Raw genomic sequence first — 17,012 nt, forward strand, 5'->3', positions numbered from 1 at the left:
AAGGTGCTTGGGGCTTTACCCCCCTCTGCCCTGCCGGGCATCTCCCCCTCAAGGGGGGAGATCGGCAAGAGGCTCTTTCGCGGCTTCATTCTCAAACGTTGTGATGGGCGAGACCTTGCCACAGATCGATCTCCCCCCTTGAGGGGGAGATGCCCGGCAGGGCAGAGGGGGGTAAGCCCCACGCACCTCAGCCGCTGTCAAAATCTAAAGCGCCCCGATCGACTTCAACTTCTTCAACACAACCTCGCTCGGCTCACCGGTTTCCGGCAGGCGATAGTGTTTCTCAAACGCGCGGATGGCGTTGCGGGTCTGCTGGCCGGCCACGCCGTCCACCTTCACGTCCGCATAGGCGATATTGATCAGCCCCTGCTGGATCTTGGCGATCAGATCGCGGCTTGCCGGTTTGGCCGCGCTGTTGAGGGAGGCCGGTTCGGCCTTCGGGCGCGGCGCTTCCGCCTTGCGGATGGCGGCTGCGACCGGGTCGATCTCGACGCCGCCGCTGGTATCGGCAGGCCGGTCCCTGGGGATTGCGGCAACCGTCGCGCCATCTATCCTGAGCGCCGCCAGCACGCGGGTCGTCGGCTCACCGGTCTGTTCCATGCCGAGCGTTTCTTCGAAGAACATGATGGCGGCTGCGGTGCGTGGGCCCATGCGGCCATCCGCCTCGCCTTCGTAAAGCCCGCGTTTCTTCAGTTCAGCCTGAATATCGGCAACGATCTGCTGCGGCTTCTGGTTTTCGGCAACGGGCTGCGCCGGCGTTTCGTCCGCCGGCTGCTGCGCGTTTTGCGTCTCCGCCGGTCGTTCTATGCGGAAGGTGGTGACGTTGCCCTGCGTGCCGAGCGGCTCGGCCGGACGATAACCGGCAATGCCGTTCGGGTTTTCCGCATCGCGCGTGCGCAGGAAAGGCGACGGGTGCACACCCGGCTGATACCAGAGCGCATTGGCGGCCACAAAACCGAAGACGACCGCGAAGGCGCCGCAACTGCCGACCAGTTTCGGATGGCGCAGGATTTCGCGCCCGATGGCCGAAACCACCAAGGAAACAATCCCGGCGCCAATCTGGGCCGTTGTTTTCTTAGGCGATTTTCGCTTTCGCGGGGCCATCGTCACCATCCTTTTTCATCATTGCGGCCATATCGCCGAGCTGCCGGATGCGCGGCGGAAATTCCACCATGCTTTCGGCTTCGGCGCTTTCGCCGCCACCCGCCATGCCCGAACCGTCGGCAGGCAGGGTGATCGTTACGACCGTTCCCTCGCCGGGCTTGCTGGCGATGGCGAAAGTGCCGCCATGCAGTGCCACAAGCCCCTTGACCAGGGACAATCCCAGACCCGTGCCCTCATAGCGACGGGTATATTCATTCTGAACCTGCATGAAAGGCTGGCCCAGGAGTTCGATCTTGTCGGAAGCGATGCCAATGCCGGTATCGCTCACCGTCAGCTTCAACATCGCGCCCTCACGCGCGGCGTCGATCGACACCACACCACCGGCATCGGTGAATTTTATGGCGTTGCCGGCAAGATTGATCAGAACCTGCCGGATAGCGCGCTGATCGGCCGAGATTTCGCCGATACCGCGCTGGATGCGGCTGGTCAAAGTCAGGCCTTTTTCCTTCGCCTGCAGGCCGAGCATGGCCTCGCAGGACGAGATGGTTTCGGCAATCGGGAAGCTTTCCATCATCAGCTCGTAACGGCCGGCCTCCAGCTTGCTCATATCGAGCATGGTGTTGACGACAGAGAGAAGATGGGCGCCGGACTGGCGGATCAGGCCGACATATTCCCGCTGGCGGTCGTTCTCCAGCCGGCCGAAATATTCGCCGGCCAGAATATCGGAAAAACCGAGGACGGCGTTGAGCGGCGTGCGCAACTCGTGGCTGACGGCGGCAAGGAAACGCGACTTGGCGTCATTGGCCGATTCCGCCTCCGCCGCCTTGCGGGCGACATCGCGGCGCAGGCGTTCCATCTCGGTGACATCGGAAAGCTGGGCGACGATGCGGCGTAGCCGGCCGCTGGCGCTGCGGATTGCCGTCATCTCGATACGCGCATGCATGAACTGTGCCTGACGCGACTTTGCACCGGTCTCGAAGCGGAGTTCGGCGGTTGCCCTGTCCTCGCCCTGCCGCAGCAGGTCGAAAGCCTGCATCAATTCGATACGGTCCGAGACATAGACATATTCAACGAGGGCATGGTCCTTGCTGGCCTGCAGATCGGCCGGGAAGGTCGTAAGATCGCGGCCGGAGACGTGTTCGACGAAGCCAGTATCACCGATCATGAGCACGAGGCCCGGCACCTGCGTAGCGGCGATCAGGTCGTTATCGCCAGACAAGGCGGAAAAGGAGGACGCACCGCGCGCGGGACGCGAAAAGGCAATCAGCAATGCCGCAGCGGCCAGAAACAGCGCCAGCACCAGGGCAGCGCCGATGGGCAGCGCGATGGCGGGGCCGAAAACGAGGCTGAAGAGGGCTGGTACCACCAGAAGTCCGACGGCGCTGAAGGCGATCAGCCGGCGCAGGCGCGCAACGGTTCCGGCGCGCCTTTCGGCGTCCTCTTCCATGCGCGCAAGCCATCTGCCTGCGGCATGGTCGACCAATGCGACCGCTTTTTCTCTCATATTACGCAATACCAACACCGAATCCCTGAGGCGGTTCTAACGGCTCCGACAATAGAAGGCGGCGGCTTAAGGAATGGATAAAAAGAATGGCCTCAAAGGCCCGTCAAATGCCTCGCAGTCCCATTACGGGGCATTTCTTCGAAGCTTTGCCAATCATGGTTAATGACGGGTAAGCGACGGATTTCGCTTCATTTTTGCCATCGCGTTAACTTTTGTGGCAAAGCTTTGCGCCGCTTTCGCCCGGAACGCGCGGCCTCTGTCGCAATTATGCTTAACATGGACTGTTAAAATGCGAATGAATTGATGGCAGGCGTCCCGATACGAGGAGAATAGATACAATTTGAATTAAATTGCGCCGCTTTTTGCAATCGGCTGTTCGCCGGTCGCGTGTAGCTTCTTCACAAGCCCGAAAAACGGGACAAAGGCCGATGACCCGAAACCGGGCGGGGCTTTAGAAAACAAAGATCATCTGGCAGGGTAGTCTGACAATGTGGTTTCTGATCAAGGGAACATTCTGGTTTTCGCTGGTGCTGGTGGCGCTGTCCTATTTCGGCAGCAGCAACGATCCGGCCAAGGAACCTTCGGCCTTCGATATTCCCAGCGCCGTTTCGGCCGCCGGTGAAGCCTATCGTTATGTCAGCGCCATCTGCATCGAAAAGCCCGATGTCTGCGTCAAGGGCGCCGAAACCTTCCATGCGCTCGGCGAGCGGGCAAAGGAAGGCGCAAAGGTGGCCTATGAACTGCTGGACAAGCAGCTTTCTTCCGGTGACAAGCCCGCCCCCGCCGCTGAACTCGCGGCCGAGACCGAAAAACTGGCCGAAGCACCGGTCGTCAGCGTCGAATTTCCGAAGGATGCCGACATGCTGAAGACCGGCACCGTCATTCCCCTGCCGCAGAAGCGCCCGGCCCCCTGATACTGTTGCCCTGGTCCTTGCCGGCCACCGCGCCGCCACTCTTTTGCAGCCGAAAATATCCGGCTGCCGATTGCCTGCCTGACTTGCCCACGGAAACCTGTTTTCCGTGGGCTTTTTCATGGGCCATGGTTCAAAACCGGCCGCACTTCGCCTATATCCTAACAAAGACCTGCAATAATGGATGATACGGCGCGCAAATGGCCTCTCTCGAAACGATCCTTGACGACTTCGCCTTCCTCGATGACTGGGAGGATCGTTATCGTTATGTCATCGAACTCGGCAAGGCGCTTCCCGATCTGCCGGAAGACAAGCGCACGGCCGAGAACAAGGTGCATGGCTGTGCAAGCCAGGTCTGGCTCGTCAGCCACAGCAATGGTGCGGAAGACCCTCTCCTGACCTTCGAAGGCGATTCGGATGCACATATCGTGCGCGGCCTCGTCGCCATCGTGCTCGCCGTCTATTCCGGCAAGAGAGCCTCCGAAATCGCCGGTCTCGACGCCATTGAGGTATTCGACAGGATCGGGCTGGTGGAACATCTGTCGTCGCAGCGCGCTAACGGCCTGCGCTCCATGATCAAGCGCATCCGCGAGGAAGCCCGGCTGCTGGCCGCCTGACCTTCACCTCGCCATCGACGGGCGATAATCTGCATCGCCCCAATGGTGTTCCTTTCTGCCGGCGCGGGCCGCAGGCGGCGCATAATGGCGGGCAAGCGCCAGCAGTGCGGCGCGCAGCAGCAGTTTTGCCGACCGCGCCGGCCATTGCCTTTCGCGCTCCACCGTCTCCAGCCCCTTTTCGAAGCAGCAGATATCGATGGCGACGCCCGACAGTTCAGGCCCCATCGCATCGGCCGCGCGGGAAAACCGCGTTCTTGCGGCCATTGCCGCCTCGGTGAGATCGAGCGCGCCTCCCGCCTCGCCTTTTGTGCGGTTCGCTATTCTCGGCTCCCATGTCGCCGTAACCTTCGGGTTGAGGTGACCGCGATGAAAATCGGCGGCGAGGCGCTCGCCCGCCTCCAGAGCATCCGCCGGGAAAAACGCCGCACCGTCCCGTTCCTTCAACCTTGCAAGGCTGGTCAGGGGAGAGGTGTTGAGATTGCGCCGGGCCTGCTGCTTCGCATCGCCGACATCCACAACAACCGTCTGCATATGCCGGTGCTGTTCCTGAAAAACCTCGTCCCGGTCTTTTGCCATTGCACGTTTCAGGCAGGAGGCGAGCGGCGGTGCGGCGGAAAGGGTGTTGTCCCGCTGCTCGACCAGCCCGGAGGAAATGGCAAACCGCACCGTCGCGGCCGGAAACCGCAGCGCCGTGTGGCCTGCCCGCGCCCGGCGCAGGACGATATCCCCGCCCTCCTGCGACATCTCGGCCGCGCCCGCGGCGATGCAGCGCAGCAGCCGCAGGAGATGAGGGTTCGGGGAGGCAACCGGGATGCTTTTTTCCTCACTCATCCCGGGCGCCTTTCATCGCGTTGAAGATACTGCCGGTGAGCCGCTCGAGCGCGGCGACGAACTCATCGAATGCCGGTTCGTCACGCCGGTCCTCCACCACCTGGCAGGCATGGCCCACCGTCGTCCTGTCTCGGCCGAAACACGGCCCGATATCCGACATGGGAATGCCGAGCTGCACATGGCACACATACATGGCGATCTGGCGGATGTGGCATTCCGTGCGCCGGCTGTCGCGGCGCGCCAGCGTTCGGTCGCCCGTCAATTGCACCATCTCGCCGGTGAGCTGCCGTACCAGACGGCAAAGACGGGAAATCTCATCCCGCCCGGCCGCAGACGGCCAATGACGAAAGGGACGATCACCGACCCGCACGCAAGGCCGCGCGGCGGCAGGCAGAAACACAGTATCCGACGGCATATGCAACTCCTCTACGAATAGGAATTAATTCATACACCTGAGAGCAAGCATGGGGAAGTGCGAATTTGACAAGGAAGACTATGCGGTTGATACGGCTTTATTTTTACAGAATTGATGTGCGCGATAAAGGATTTTTTTCCTCAATCGAAATTTTGCGCGACACAAAAGTCGGTCGAGGGAACGGCTCCCGGGTCTGGTGCGATCCAGTTCTCGATCGCGAAAGACCCCTCTCACGGCGCAGACGCGCCGTAGCTGGATGCCGGATATGGGCCGGCAAGACGGAGGTGAGGTCTTCGAACCCCAGAAACGAAATCGGCCGGTCAAAGGACCGGCCGTATTGCCTTGCGACTTCCGGCTATCTGTCAGGACAGCAGCCGGACCGTCTTTAAAATCAACGGCTGGCCTTGCGGCGCTGACCGAGACCCATTTCCTTGGCGAGCCGCGAGCGGGCTTCGGCATAGGCGGGCGCAACCATCGGATAGTCGACCGGCAGGTCCCATTTTTCGCGATATTCTTCCGGCGTCATGCTGTGATGCGTCGTGAGATGCCGCTTGAGCGACTTGAACGAGCCGCCACATTCCAAACAGACGATGTGGTCATCCTGAACCGACTTGCGGACGGAGACGGCAGGCTTCTGCTTTTCGACATTGACCGCCACCGATGCCGGTGCCGATGTTCCGCTGAGTGCCGTGTGAACATCCGAAATAAGGCCGGGAAGCTCAGTTACCGGAACGACGTGGTTGCTAACATAGGCAGCCACAATATCCGCAGTCAGTTCGACCAGCAGATCCTGGGCGTTACCGTATGCAGTTTCCGTCATTTAAGTATCTCCTGTTTATTGATCCCCTGACGCGGGCGAACGCCGCATCGAGCGATGTGAAGTTACCCGGTGCCCCACCTTCGCCTTGTTGAAACCAACATGAAACCTACCCCTAGATTTCGAGCGAAAACCGGAAACGAATTGGTCCGAGATTCAACTTATGGCCCGCGACATGGGCAGCAATGGTCCGATGGGCCATAGATTAGACATTAATAAAATGCCTATGCCGACTATGAAGAGGCTAGATGCAAATCGCGATTAGCAACTTTACACTTAATTTGGATAACAGCAAAACAGCAAAAGTCAAATTCCTATTGTGAATTTTTCAGTTCAAAACAGTCTAATCGGAATACAAAAAATTACGGGTAATAAAATACTATGCCAAGTAGTAATTGAAAATGAATACCCCCAATTATTAGGGGGATTTTCAACTTCAAATTTTCTTGATGTCATCAACTACCGATTTAACGGCAAGCGGATAACCTGCCTTGTGAGCGGCCATGGCAAGAAGATGTGCCGAGACCGGCGCGGTAAGCACAAAGAAGAAGAAACCGGCGAGCGCCCGCGCCAGCGTCGATATTTCCATGGAATGGATGCCGACAGCCAGAAGCAGCAGGCCGGACCCCACCGTTCCCGCCTTGGAAGCCGCATGCATGCGGGTATAGACATCCGGCAGCCGATTGAGGCCGATTGCCGCGATCAGCGAGAAAATGGCGCCTGAGACCAACAGCGCCGCAACCAGAATAGCCACGATCCAAGCCATCATCGCCTGCCCTTTCCTTTTCTGTTGGCGATACCTTTTTCCATATTTTTTTCAATGGCTTCGGATGCCCTTTCGCCATCGAGAACCGCCGCTGGCCTGCGCCGGCCGTCCGGGCCGCGCGACAGCACGAAGCGGGCGAAGGCCACCGTTGCCAGAAAACCGACCAGCCCGAGCGCAATCGCAATATCGACGTAAAGATTGAAGCCGGTGCGGATGGCGATGACTGCGATAAAGCCGATGGCGATGCCCACCAGCATGTCGAGCGCAACGATACGGTCCGGCAAGGTGGGGCCGACGACGACGCGATATACTGTCAGCAAAAAGGCGGCCGACAGAACAACCGATGCAAGTATAGTTGCAAATGAAACTATTTGTTCCGGCGTCATATCTGAAACGCCTCCATGATCTTTCTTTCAAAGCCGTTGCGGATGTCGTTTTTCGTCGCTTCGATATCGCTGCAATCGATCGCGTGCACGTAGAGCGTTTTCCTGTCCGCCGAAACATCGACCGACAGCGTGCCGGGCGTGAGCGTGATGAGATTGGCGAGCAGCGTGATCTCGAAATCCGTCGTCACCGTCAGCGGATAGGCGAAAATGCCGGGCTGCACGTCGAGCTTCGGCCGGGTCACCAGCACGGCGACCTTCCATGCCGAGAGTGCCAGCTCCTTGAAGAACAGCAGCACCAGCGACAGCACCCGGACAAGCCTGAGCCAGTGGTTACGCCCGCCCGGAAGCTGGTGGCGGATAATGCCGAGCGCCAGCGTCGAAACGACAAGGGCGAAAATGATGTTCGCGAGCGTGACGCTGCCTGTCACGGCGAGCCATACGGCAACGAAAAGCAATTGTACGAGATAGAGGCTCATGGTTTGCCCCCTTCGGTAAAGACCGACTGGATATAGGCCTGCGGATTAGCGAGGCCTGCGGCCGCCTGCTGGCTGAGATTGAGCAGGCTTTCCGGAAACAGGCCGAAGAATACCACCAGCACCGTCAGCCCCACCAGCGGCGCGAAAGACGGCGCTGCCGAGGGCGACGCCTGCGGCACGGAAGGCTGACCGGGGGATGCCGCAACGGGACGCCAGAAACACAAAAGGAATATCCGCCCGAAAGCGATGGTGGCGATGAAGCCGGAGGCGAGAATGGCGCCGGCGAGCCACCAGGCGCCGATATCGATCGCCGACTTGACCAGCACCGCCTTCGGCCAGAAGCCGGAAAAGGGCGGCAGGCCGGAACCGGCGAAAAACAGCGCCAGCGCCAGCGCCGAAAACCACGGAGCCTGCTGGTAAAGGCCTCTGAGCGAGGTGAGGCTGAAACCGCCGCCGAGGCGGGCGGCATGGCCGGCGGCGAGATAAAGCGCCGTCATCAGCACCATGGAATGCAGCGCGTAGAAAATGGCGCCAGTGACACCCGACGGCGTGCCGATGGCGATGCCGGCCATCATGTAGCCGATACCCGATATGACGATATAGCCGAGCATGCGGCGGATATCGTTCTGGGCGAGCGCGCCCATGGCCCCGAGCACCATGGTCAACGCCGCCGAGATGGCGATGACGATGCTGAGTTCTTCCCGCTCGACCGGAAACAGCATGACCATGACGCGCAGCAGCGAATAGATGCCGACCTTGGTGAGCAAGCCGCCGAACAAGGCGGAAACGACAATGCGCGGCGTGTGATAGGAAGCGGGCAGCCAGAAGTTCACCGGGAAGGCGGCGGCCTTCATGGCGAAGGCGAGCGCGAACAGGCTCGCAAGCGTCATCAGCGGCGCCGAACCGCGCAGCCCGGTCGCCTTCTGCGCGATATCGGCCATGTTGAGCGTGCCGAAGATGGCATAGAGATAACCCACAGTTATCAGGAACAGCGTTGTGCCGATGAGGTTCAGAATGGCGTATTTCAGCGCGCCGTCGATCTGCTCGCGCGTCGAGCCGAGCACGATCAGGCCGAAGGACGAGATCAGCAGCACCTCGAACCAGACATAGAGGTTGAAGATGTCGCCGGTCAGGAAAGCGCCGGTGACACCGGCCATCAAGAGCATCAGGAAGGGATAGAAACCGTATCGCCTGCCGCTGGCGTCGATATCCGCGCCGGCATGGATGGCGCCCGCAAGTGCGACGATGGCGGCGGCAAGCGACAGCAGCGCGCCCGTCAGGTCGGCGGTAAAGGCAATGCCGAAGGGCGGCAGCCAGCGGCCCATGACCATGGTGAAGGGGCCATCAGTGGCGACCTTCCACAAAAGCGCGGCATCGAGCAGCACCAGCAGGAACAGCGCCGCGATGGCGACGGTCGCGTGGTGGCGGATGGCGTGGCGCATCATCATCAGCACCGCGCCTGCACCAATGCAGAGCGCGATGGGGAGAATGATCAGCCAGTCGGACAGCGGCACGGGCGTCGTGACGAGCGCTGCGGAAAGGTCGGTGACTGCGGATGTGGTGGAGGATGCCATGATGTCTCAGCCTCGCCGCTCAATAACCGAGCGGCGGCAAGGGCTCGCCTGCGGGTTCTGCGGTGCGCATTTCGTCCGTATCGTCGGTCTGCAATTCCTGAAACGCACGCCAGGTCAGCACCAGAAGGAAACAGAAGAAGGAAAAGGAAATGACGATCGCCGTGAGGATGAGCGCCTGCGGCAGCGGATTGGCCGCACCCGCGGGCAGCGTATCCATGCCGGGCGGAATGATCGGCGGCACTTCGCGCGTCAGCCTGCCTGCCGTGAACAGCAAGAGGTTCACCGCATTGCCGAGAATGGCGATGCCGAGCAGCATGCGGATGCTGTGGCGCGACAGCATGAGATAGATCGCCACCGAAAAGAAGATGCCGACGAGAATGGAGAAGACCGCTTCCATCAGTCGCTTTCCCTTTCTTCCAGCGCCAGCGCAATGGAGGTGATGGCGCCGACCACGACGAGATAGACACCGATATCGAAGGACATGACGGTGGAGAGCGGTATTTCGACGCCGAACAGGCTCGGATAGACCCAGAGCCCGGTCATGAAGGGCACGCCGGCGGCGATGGAAACGAGGCCGGAAAGCATGGACAGCAGCAGCCCCGCCCCCGCAATCGACAGCGGATGAAACATGATGGCGCGCCTGACTGCGGTGACGCCATAAGCGATGCCATAGATCGCCAGCGCAGAGACCGCGATCAGGCCGCCGATGAAGCCGCCGCCCGGCTCATTATGGCCGCGCAGCAGCACGAAGATGGAAAACAGCACCATGAGGCTGGTGACGACAGGGGCGACGGTGCGCAGAATGAGCGTGTTCATGCCCGCGCTCCTTTTTTCTTCGCGGTCTTGGCCGATCCTTTGATAGCAGCAGCCGGGCGGATGCGGATCAGCGCGAGAATGGCAAGACCCGTTATCATCACGACAGCGATTTCACCGAGCGTATCCGTGCCGCGGAAGTCGACGATGATGACGTTGACCACATTGGCGCCGTGGGCGATGACCTTGGAATAGGTGTTGTAGAAATCCGTCAGGCGGTTGTCGAAGCTCGCCTCGGTCGCGCGCATTAGGAACAAAGCAAAGCCGGTTCCGCAGGCGATGGCGATGGTGCTGTCCAGCAGCTTCTGGCCAAGGCCGCGATGGTCTGACGGCGACAGGCGAAGCCGCGTCATCACCAGCGTCAGGATGACCACCGACAGCGTCTCGACCATGAATTGCGTGAAGGACAGATCGGGCGCGCCGAAGAGCAGGAAGATGACCGCCACCGCAAAACCCTGAATGCCGAGCGCGATGATGGCGGTGAGCCGGCTCGACGCCGTCAGCACTGCGATGAGCCCCGCCACGGCAATGGCGATGAAGGTCAGCTCATGGATGGGCATATCGCGCGGCCATGACGGCATGGACGGCAATTCGCCATAAAGGAACAGCGGCACAAGCAGCACGGCGGCGATGACGGCGAAGGTGGCGGTGACGTAAAATTCCAGCCTGCCCGGCTGAATGAGCCGGGTGATGTGGAACGAGACTTTCACCAGCATTTCGATGAAGACGTCAAAGCCCCTGTCCGGCCCTGCCCCCAGCGCCTTGAAGGTGCGGTCGATCAGTCCACGGACGGCGGAAAGCTGCGTATAAAGGACGATGCCGAGCGCGATGGTGAGCAGCGACAGGCCGAGCGGCACGCCGATATGGGGAATGAGCGAGATTTCCACCGGGCGCGCCTCACCGGCAATGGCGCTCGCCATCGGGGTGGAGATGTAGAAATGCGCGATGCCGGAAAAGAGCGCAATCGTCAGCCCCTTCAGCGCCAGAAGCGCCGGGCCGAGCCAGAGCAGCAGCGGGCCTTCATGCGCGTGTTTCGGGGTCTTCACCGGCTTGCCGAGGAAGGGTTTCAGCGCCACCGCAAAGGCGACGGCAAACATCAGTCCGTTGCCGAGGATGGCGATGCCGGTGAACAGCACGGCGCGCGGATTGCCATGCGCCAGCGCGTAATAAATCTCTTCCTTGGCGAGAAAACCGAAGAAAGGCGGCAGGCCGGCCATGGAAATCGCAGCCGCCAGCGCCGCTGCGAAGGTGATCGGCATGGCTTTTCTGAGGCCGCCGAGCTTCGTCACGTCGCGGGTGCCGGTCTCGTGGTCGATAATGCCGGCGACCATGAAGAGCGCGCCCTTGAACAGCGAATGCGCCACCAGATAAAGCACCGCCGCCTCGATGGCATGGTCGGAGCCGAAACCCGTCAGCATGACCAGCAGGCCGAGCGACGACACCGTCGTATAGGCGAGCATCAGCTTGAGATCGGTCTGGCGCACGGCCAGCAGCGCGCCGGTGAGCATGGTCAGCCCACCGAAGAAGGGCAGCAGTATCTGCCAGGCGGCGGTATCGCCGAGAACCGGGTTGAGGCGCATCAGCAGATAGACGCCGGCCTTCACCATGGTTGCCGAATGCAGATAGGCGGATACCGGCGTTGGCGCTTCCATGGCGTTGGGCAGCCAGAAATGGAAGGGAAACTGCGCCGATTTGGTGAAGGCGCCGCCGAGAACCAGAAGCAGCGCGGCCAGATAAAACGGGCTGTCGCGCAAGACATCGCCGCCGCGCACCAGCATCGACAGTTGCGTCAAGCCGCTGATATCCCATATGAAAATCAGCCCGGCGAGAAGCAGCAAACCGCCGCCGCCCGTCACCACCAGCGCCTGCAGCGCAGCGCGGCGCGAGGCGGCGCGCTCATGGTCGAAGCCGATCAGTAGGAAGGAGGTGATGGAGGTGAGTTCCCAGAAGACGAACAGCATCAGCAGGCTGTCGGAAACCACGACGCCCAGCATCGCCCCCATGAAGAGCAGCAGGAAGGACAGGAACCGGCCCTGCTGCGGGTGGCCTTTCATATAACCGCCCGCATAAAGCACGATCAGCAGGCCGATGCCGGTGATCAGCAGCGCAAAGGTCAGCGACAGGCCGTCGATGAACCAGGAGAAGCTGAGATTGAAACTCGGCACCCAGGCATAACCGCCGGTCACTACCCCGCCTGCCGCGATCTGCGGCAGCATCAGCGCAAAATGCGCAAAGGCGAGAGCAGGCGCAATCGCCAGGACCCACGCCGCATTGTGACCGAACCTTTTAACCAGGACGGGTGCGGCAAGCGCTGCCAGAAACGGCAGAAACAGCGACAGGAATGTCAACGGCGTGACATCTGATGTCATTCACATCTCCCGGGATGTCCCCCATCCCTGCGCGCCAATAATGGCGTTCTTCTTCAAATCGTTTTTTCAGTTAGAGCGCATTTCCGGACGGAAAACCGGGCTCCACTTTTCCTGGAAATGCTCTAAGGCATAGACAAAGCCATCTCAACCCAAATCGGTACTCCCGGCCCATAACGAACGCGTTATGACGCCCATCCCCTTTCAATCCGCCTCCGCGATGACTATTTGAGGCGGGAACAGAAAGGATCATTCCATGAGCGATCTGACATCCCCAAAAATCAAAAAAAGCGATGCCGAATGGCGTGAACAGCTGACGCCGGAACAATATCGCATCCTGCGCGAACACGGCACCGAGCGCGCCTTCACCGGGCCCTATTGGGATACATTCCAGAAAGGCCTCTATCGCTGTGCGGCCTGCGACGAGCCGCTGTTCCTCTCCGATACGAAATTCGATGCCGGCTGCGGATGGCCGAGCTATTTCGAGCCGGTAAAGCCGGGCGCCGTGACGGAACATCGCGACGCCAGCTACGGCATGGTGCGCACGGAAATCCGCTGCGCCAATTGCGGCGGCCATCTCGGCCACGTCTTCCCGGACGGCCCGAAGCCGACAGGCCTGCGTTATTGTATCAACGGCCATTCGATGGTGTTCGAGCCGGTTTGAGCCATGCCGCGTACTTCTTCTCCCCGCCGGGGAGAAGGTGGCCCGAAGGGTCGGATGAGGGGGTGACGTTGCCGGATTTCGGAGAGCTTGCCCCCTCATCCCGCTGCCGCGACCTTCTCCCCGGCGGGGAGAAGAAACAAGCGACACCCGCCCGTTCCATAGATTGCCTTTAGTCTCTCAGCCTAATTTCAGCTCCATGCACGTCAAATCCAGCCAGCGGCCGAACTTGGTGCCGACTTCCGAAAACCGGCCGACGACCCTGAAGCCGAGGCTTTCATGCAGGCGGATGGAGGCGGTGTTTTCCGCCTCGATGGCGGCGATCAGCACATGCACGTCGTTGCTGGAGGCATGATCGATCAACGCCTGCATCAGCTTTTTGCCGATGCCGTGGCCGCGCGCATCCTTATGCACATAGACCGAATGTTCGCGAGTGTGGCGATAACCGTCGAAAGCGCGCCAGTCGCCATAGGAAGCATAACCTGCGACCTTGCCGTCGAGGATTGCGACGATGACCGGAAAGCCGCGTGACTTGCGGGCGGCGAACCATTCCTTGCGGTTTTCCAGATCGACCAGCACGTCGTTCCAGATCGCGGTCGTATTCAGCACCGCATCATTGTAAATCTCCATGATGCCGGAGAGATCGTCCACGGTCGCGTCGCGCAGTTGCACGCTCATTGTCGTTCACCCTTTTCCTGCTTGCAGCGGCGGTATTTTCGTCCGCCATCTGCACGAGGATTAGGCGATGATGCGAATGGCTGTCCAGTACCCATCCCGCCATCGGGGCGCATTCTTCAGGATGCCAGCGGCACGAGGCTGAAGGAGGTGACCACGGCGAAATAATGAACGGCGGCGGCGGCGACCACGAAAGCGTGCCAGATGGCATTCTGGAAGCGCAGCTTTTCCCAGACATGGAAGATGACGCCGAGCGAATAGATGACGCCGCCGGCGACGATCAGCCAGAGCGTGACCGGGGCGAGATGCGACGACAGCGGCCCGACCACCATGACGCCGCTCCAGCCCATGGCGAGATAAAGGCCGATGGCGACCCGGTCGTAACGGCCGGGAAACAGGCATTTGAGAAGGATGCCGCACAGCGCCGCAAGCCAGATCAGCCCCAGCATGACGGCGATCAGCGGATCGTGGATGCCGCGCATCAGAAAGGGCGTATAGGTGGCGGCGATGAGGATGAAGATTGCCGAATGATCCAGCCGGCGCAGAAACCATTTCACCCTGGAGTGCGGCCAGATATTATAGGTGAAGGACACGGAGAGACAGGCGACGAGGCCGAGACCGTAAATCCACGCGGCGGCGATCGCGCTGAGCGTCCCCCAGGCGGTCGCGTAGAAAATCAGCGCCGTGGCGCCGATAAGCGCAAACACGATGCCGACACCATGGACGATGCCATCGGCGACAATCTCGTGAAAATCATACTGGCGCCCGAACCGCCATAAATCGCTCATAGTCCAATCCCGTCTGCGTGCTGTCCTCAAAGCATGGAGACAATATTAGACAGGAACAAGACAGCGCCCGGTTAACGGCAATCAAATTGCGTTCGAGGCTGTTGCGAAAGGAGAGGTGCAGGTTGCCCGTAGCCAGAACAATTGCCTGTGGAACGAGCGGTAGACGCTTGTTTCTTCTCCCCGCCGGGGAGAAGTCCGCGGCAGCGGGATGAGGGGGCAAGGGTAGATGTGTTCGGAGAGCTTGCCCCCTCATCCGGCCCTTCGGGCCACCTTCTCCCCGGCGGGGAGAAGAAACCCAGTCACGCTTTCCCCTGCCCTCACAACGCCGCAGCGCATTCCTGGCAAAACGGCGTATAGGGCACCGCCTTCAGCCGATCCTCCGAAATCCGCTTGCCGCATTTGACACAGGTGCCGAAGGTGCCGCTGGCGATACGGTCGAGGGCTGCGTCGATGGCGCGCAGCTCGTCCTGACCCACCTGCCCCAGCTCGTCCAGCACCTCGTCATTGCTGCGTTCGGTGGCGCGATCCTCATCATCGGGATTGCGAGGCTCTTCGAAATCGGCCTCGATTTTGTGCAGGCGGCGATAAAGCTCGCGCTGGCGGTCACGCAGGATTTTCTCGTAACTTTCGACATTCATGTTTTTTCCTCCAGCCCATCTTCTTGTATCGCCGCATTCCCAGACGGAAAACCGGATTCCACTTTTCCTGGGAATGCTTGGGGGCGGAAAATCCGCCCGCAACCCTGAAACGTCAGGCTTTTATCGGTCCACCAGCACCGAGCATTTGGCATGGCGCACCACGCGGTCGGCGGTGGCGCCGATGAAATAATTGCTGAAATCCGGCGTGTGCGACGCGATGATGATGAGGTCGGCCTTGTGTTCCTCGGCGGCGGCGATGATTTCACGCGCGGGCGCGCCGCTTCTGATTTCCTGGCTGCCCTTGAAACCGGCTCTGGTCTTGATGTCCGAAAGCTTGGTCTTGGCGTCCTTGATGGCGTTTTCGATCAGGTCGACAGGCAGGTCGATCGCCATATAGCCCGGCAGTTCCTCGACAACATTGATGAGAACGATCTCGCCATCAGGATCCAGAAGCGCCTTGGCCTTTTCGAGAATCTTTTCCCCCTTGTCGGTGGCGCTGAGGTCTACCGGTACGATGATCTTCTTGTACATGGCTGTCTCCTTTGGCTTGATCCGCCGTTTAGCGTGTCGGGCTAGGCTTATATTTCCCCTTCGGCACGGCCTTCACCTTGATCGAAGTCAAAGCCGGAGCCGGGCCGGAACGGGGCATTGTCAACGAATAGTGGACGGTCAATCGCCAGACGACGATCTTTGCTGAACGACGAAACCAGCCCATATTCGCCTTCGACAAACGCCGCAAAGCGGCGTCGGCCGATGGTTTCGGCGACCGATCCGCCCCGGGGCGCTTCGGATTCAATATGGAGATCATGATGAGTGAAATCAAACAATTCGCCCTGACGCGGCCGGCCTATGTCGGCCAGGCGCATCTCGTCGTTCACGATCTGCCGCGCGTTTCGGATTTCTACCAGAAGATCATCGGCCTTTCCGTTCTTGAAAAGAACCCTAGCGGCGAAGTGCTTGGTATCGGCGGTCAGCCGCTACTGACACTTTCCACCTCCAGCACGGCGGAACGCGCGCCGCGCAATGCCGCAGGCCTGTTCCACACGGCCTTCCTGATGCCGAGCCGGAACGACCTGGCCCATTGGCTGGCGCATGCCGCCCATAACAATATCCAGTTTCAGGGCGCATCCGACCATCTGGTGAGCGAGGCAATCTATCTCGCCGACCCGGAAGGCAACGGCATCGAGGTCTATCGCGACCGTTCGCCGGATGAATGGACCTACCAGCCTGATGGCACGGTTGAGATGGCCACGCTCGGCCTCAACTTGCAGGCGCTTTATGACAGCGCGCCGAAGACCCCATTCACCGGTGCGGTGGAGGGAACCGCCATCGGCCATATCCATCTGCAGGTCGGCAATATTCCGCAGGCGGATGAGTTTTATCAGAATGTGCTGGGGCTGAAGATCATGGCGCGGTATCCGGGTGCGAGTTTCTTCGGCTCCGGGGCCTATCACCACCACGTCGCCGCCAATATCTGGAACAGCCGGGGTGCTGCGGCCCGCAAGGACAATATGACCGGCCTTTCCGGCTATTCGCTGACATTCAACGAGCCGGCCGCGCTTGAGACGGCGATTGCCGCCCTCGACCGGCTGGAAATCGCCACCGAAAGGCAAAGTGACGGCATTGTCCTCAAAGATCCGTGGGGCATCGGGCTAAAGCTTTCCGCCTAA

The 17,012-nt window shown here is 60.5% G+C and carries 21 protein-coding genes; 4 read left to right on the forward strand and 17 right to left on the reverse strand.

Annotation, left to right across the window (positions count from 1 at the left end):
- Nucleotides 1-204: 204 nt before the first annotated feature.
- Together ACQZ5N_RS18400 and ACQZ5N_RS18405 are read right to left on the reverse strand one after the other, a co-directional pair.
- A complete protein-coding gene (locus ACQZ5N_RS18400) occupies nt 205-1,104 on the reverse strand; it encodes a peptidoglycan-binding domain-containing protein (protein ID WP_448733717.1) in 900 nt (299 codons plus the stop codon).
- A complete protein-coding gene (locus ACQZ5N_RS18405; RefSeq protein WP_448733718.1) occupies nt 1,076-2,608 on the reverse strand; it encodes a sensor histidine kinase in 1,533 nt (510 codons plus the stop codon). The genes ACQZ5N_RS18400 and ACQZ5N_RS18405 overlap by 29 nt, the downstream gene beginning before the upstream one ends.
- A 488-nt stretch (nt 2,609-3,096) precedes the next feature.
- Here ACQZ5N_RS18405 and ACQZ5N_RS18410 point away from each other — a divergent pair, with 488 nt between their 5' ends.
- Nucleotides 3,097-3,522, forward strand: a complete 426-nt coding sequence (locus ACQZ5N_RS18410; RefSeq protein ID WP_448733719.1) for a DUF5330 domain-containing protein — start codon at nt 3,097-3,099, stop codon at nt 3,520-3,522.
- A gap of 197 nt (nt 3,523-3,719) precedes the next feature.
- Nucleotides 3,720-4,136 carry a SufE family protein gene (locus ACQZ5N_RS18415; RefSeq protein WP_003522298.1) on the forward strand — a complete coding sequence of 139 codons (417 nt, stop codon included), beginning with the start codon at nt 3,720-3,722 and terminating at the stop codon, nt 4,134-4,136.
- A 3-nt stretch (nt 4,137-4,139) separates the two neighbouring features.
- Here ACQZ5N_RS18415 and ACQZ5N_RS18420 read toward each other — a convergent pair whose 3' ends face one another.
- The 10 genes from ACQZ5N_RS18420 to ACQZ5N_RS18465 form a co-directional block, all read right to left on the reverse strand.
- A complete protein-coding gene (locus ACQZ5N_RS18420) occupies nt 4,140-4,967 on the reverse strand; it encodes a DUF6456 domain-containing protein (RefSeq protein ID WP_448733720.1) in 828 nt (275 codons plus the stop codon).
- Nucleotides 4,960-5,382: a helix-turn-helix domain-containing protein gene (locus ACQZ5N_RS18425; RefSeq protein WP_448733721.1), complete on the reverse strand. Its 423-nt coding sequence runs from the start codon at nt 5,380-5,382 to the stop codon at nt 4,960-4,962. The genes ACQZ5N_RS18420 and ACQZ5N_RS18425 overlap by 8 nt, the downstream gene beginning before the upstream one ends.
- A 391-nt stretch (nt 5,383-5,773) precedes the next feature.
- Nucleotides 5,774-6,202 (reverse strand): MucR family transcriptional regulator Ros, encoded by a 429-nt coding sequence (gene ros / locus ACQZ5N_RS18430; protein WP_003509257.1) that lies wholly within the window; start codon nt 6,200-6,202, stop codon nt 5,774-5,776.
- A gap of 433 nt (nt 6,203-6,635) precedes the next feature.
- A complete protein-coding gene (mnhG, locus tag ACQZ5N_RS18435) occupies nt 6,636-6,968 on the reverse strand; it encodes a monovalent cation/H(+) antiporter subunit G (protein WP_003522295.1) in 333 nt (110 codons plus the stop codon).
- Complete coding sequence (locus tag ACQZ5N_RS18440; protein ID WP_448733722.1) at nt 6,965-7,351, reverse strand: cation:proton antiporter; 387 nt, start codon at nt 7,349-7,351, stop codon at nt 6,965-6,967. Before ACQZ5N_RS18440 ends, mnhG begins: the two co-directional genes overlap by 4 nt.
- Nucleotides 7,348-7,827, reverse strand: coding sequence for a Na+/H+ antiporter subunit E (locus ACQZ5N_RS18445; RefSeq protein ID WP_003522293.1), 480 nt, complete (start codon nt 7,825-7,827; stop codon nt 7,348-7,350). The genes ACQZ5N_RS18440 and ACQZ5N_RS18445 overlap by 4 nt, the downstream gene beginning before the upstream one ends.
- Nucleotides 7,824-9,401, reverse strand: coding sequence for a Na+/H+ antiporter subunit D (locus tag ACQZ5N_RS18450; protein WP_448733723.1), 1,578 nt, complete (start codon nt 9,399-9,401; stop codon nt 7,824-7,826). The genes ACQZ5N_RS18445 and ACQZ5N_RS18450 overlap by 4 nt, the downstream gene beginning before the upstream one ends.
- 19 nt (nt 9,402-9,420) lie before the next feature.
- Complete coding sequence (locus ACQZ5N_RS18455) at nt 9,421-9,798, reverse strand: Na+/H+ antiporter subunit C (RefSeq protein WP_003509263.1); 378 nt, start codon at nt 9,796-9,798, stop codon at nt 9,421-9,423.
- Nucleotides 9,798-10,217, reverse strand: a complete 420-nt coding sequence (locus ACQZ5N_RS18460) for a Na+/H+ antiporter subunit B (RefSeq protein WP_020813166.1) — start codon at nt 10,215-10,217, stop codon at nt 9,798-9,800. The genes ACQZ5N_RS18455 and ACQZ5N_RS18460 overlap by 1 nt, the downstream gene beginning before the upstream one ends.
- On the reverse strand, nt 10,214-12,583 hold the full coding sequence (locus ACQZ5N_RS18465) for a putative monovalent cation/H+ antiporter subunit A (protein ID WP_448733724.1): 2,370 nt from the start codon (nt 12,581-12,583) through the stop codon (nt 10,214-10,216). Before ACQZ5N_RS18465 ends, ACQZ5N_RS18460 begins: the two co-directional genes overlap by 4 nt.
- A gap of 253 nt (nt 12,584-12,836) precedes the next feature.
- Here ACQZ5N_RS18465 and msrB point away from each other — a divergent pair, with 253 nt between their 5' ends.
- The gene (gene msrB / locus ACQZ5N_RS18470; protein WP_003522288.1) at nt 12,837-13,244 is read left to right on the forward strand and encodes a peptide-methionine (R)-S-oxide reductase MsrB; all 408 of its coding nucleotides are present in this window, start codon (nt 12,837-12,839) and stop codon (nt 13,242-13,244) included.
- Between the two features lie 177 nt (nt 13,245-13,421).
- On the opposite strand, the gene ACQZ5N_RS18475 is transcribed toward msrB, so the two are convergent.
- The 5 genes from ACQZ5N_RS18475 to ACQZ5N_RS18495 all read right to left on the reverse strand — a co-directional run bounded on the left by ACQZ5N_RS18475 (nt 13,422) and on the right by ACQZ5N_RS18495 (nt 16,169).
- Entirely contained in the window at nt 13,422-13,919 is a 498-nt protein-coding gene (locus ACQZ5N_RS18475; protein WP_448733725.1) for an N-acetyltransferase family protein, read from the reverse strand.
- Between the two features lie 116 nt (nt 13,920-14,035).
- Nucleotides 14,036-14,704 (reverse strand): PAQR family membrane homeostasis protein TrhA, encoded by a 669-nt coding sequence (trhA, locus tag ACQZ5N_RS18480; protein WP_003522286.1) that lies wholly within the window; start codon nt 14,702-14,704, stop codon nt 14,036-14,038.
- A 317-nt stretch (nt 14,705-15,021) separates the two neighbouring features.
- Nucleotides 15,022-15,342 carry a TraR/DksA family transcriptional regulator gene (locus ACQZ5N_RS18485; protein WP_035260908.1) on the reverse strand — a complete coding sequence of 107 codons (321 nt, stop codon included), beginning with the start codon at nt 15,340-15,342 and terminating at the stop codon, nt 15,022-15,024.
- A 120-nt stretch (nt 15,343-15,462) separates the two neighbouring features.
- A complete protein-coding gene (locus ACQZ5N_RS18490) occupies nt 15,463-15,873 on the reverse strand; it encodes a universal stress protein (RefSeq protein WP_003522284.1) in 411 nt (136 codons plus the stop codon).
- 47 nt (nt 15,874-15,920) lie between these two features.
- Nucleotides 15,921-16,169 carry a hypothetical protein gene (locus ACQZ5N_RS18495; RefSeq protein ID WP_080657665.1) on the reverse strand — a complete coding sequence of 83 codons (249 nt, stop codon included), beginning with the start codon at nt 16,167-16,169 and terminating at the stop codon, nt 15,921-15,923.
- On the opposite strand from ACQZ5N_RS18495, the gene ACQZ5N_RS18500 reads away from it, so the two are divergent.
- Nucleotides 16,152-17,012: a VOC family protein gene (locus ACQZ5N_RS18500; RefSeq protein WP_448733726.1), complete on the forward strand. Its 861-nt coding sequence runs from the start codon at nt 16,152-16,154 to the stop codon at nt 17,010-17,012. The two genes, ACQZ5N_RS18495 and ACQZ5N_RS18500, sit on opposite strands and share 18 nt — an antisense overlap.

This window comes from Agrobacterium sp. 22-221-1 (assembly GCF_053522445.1).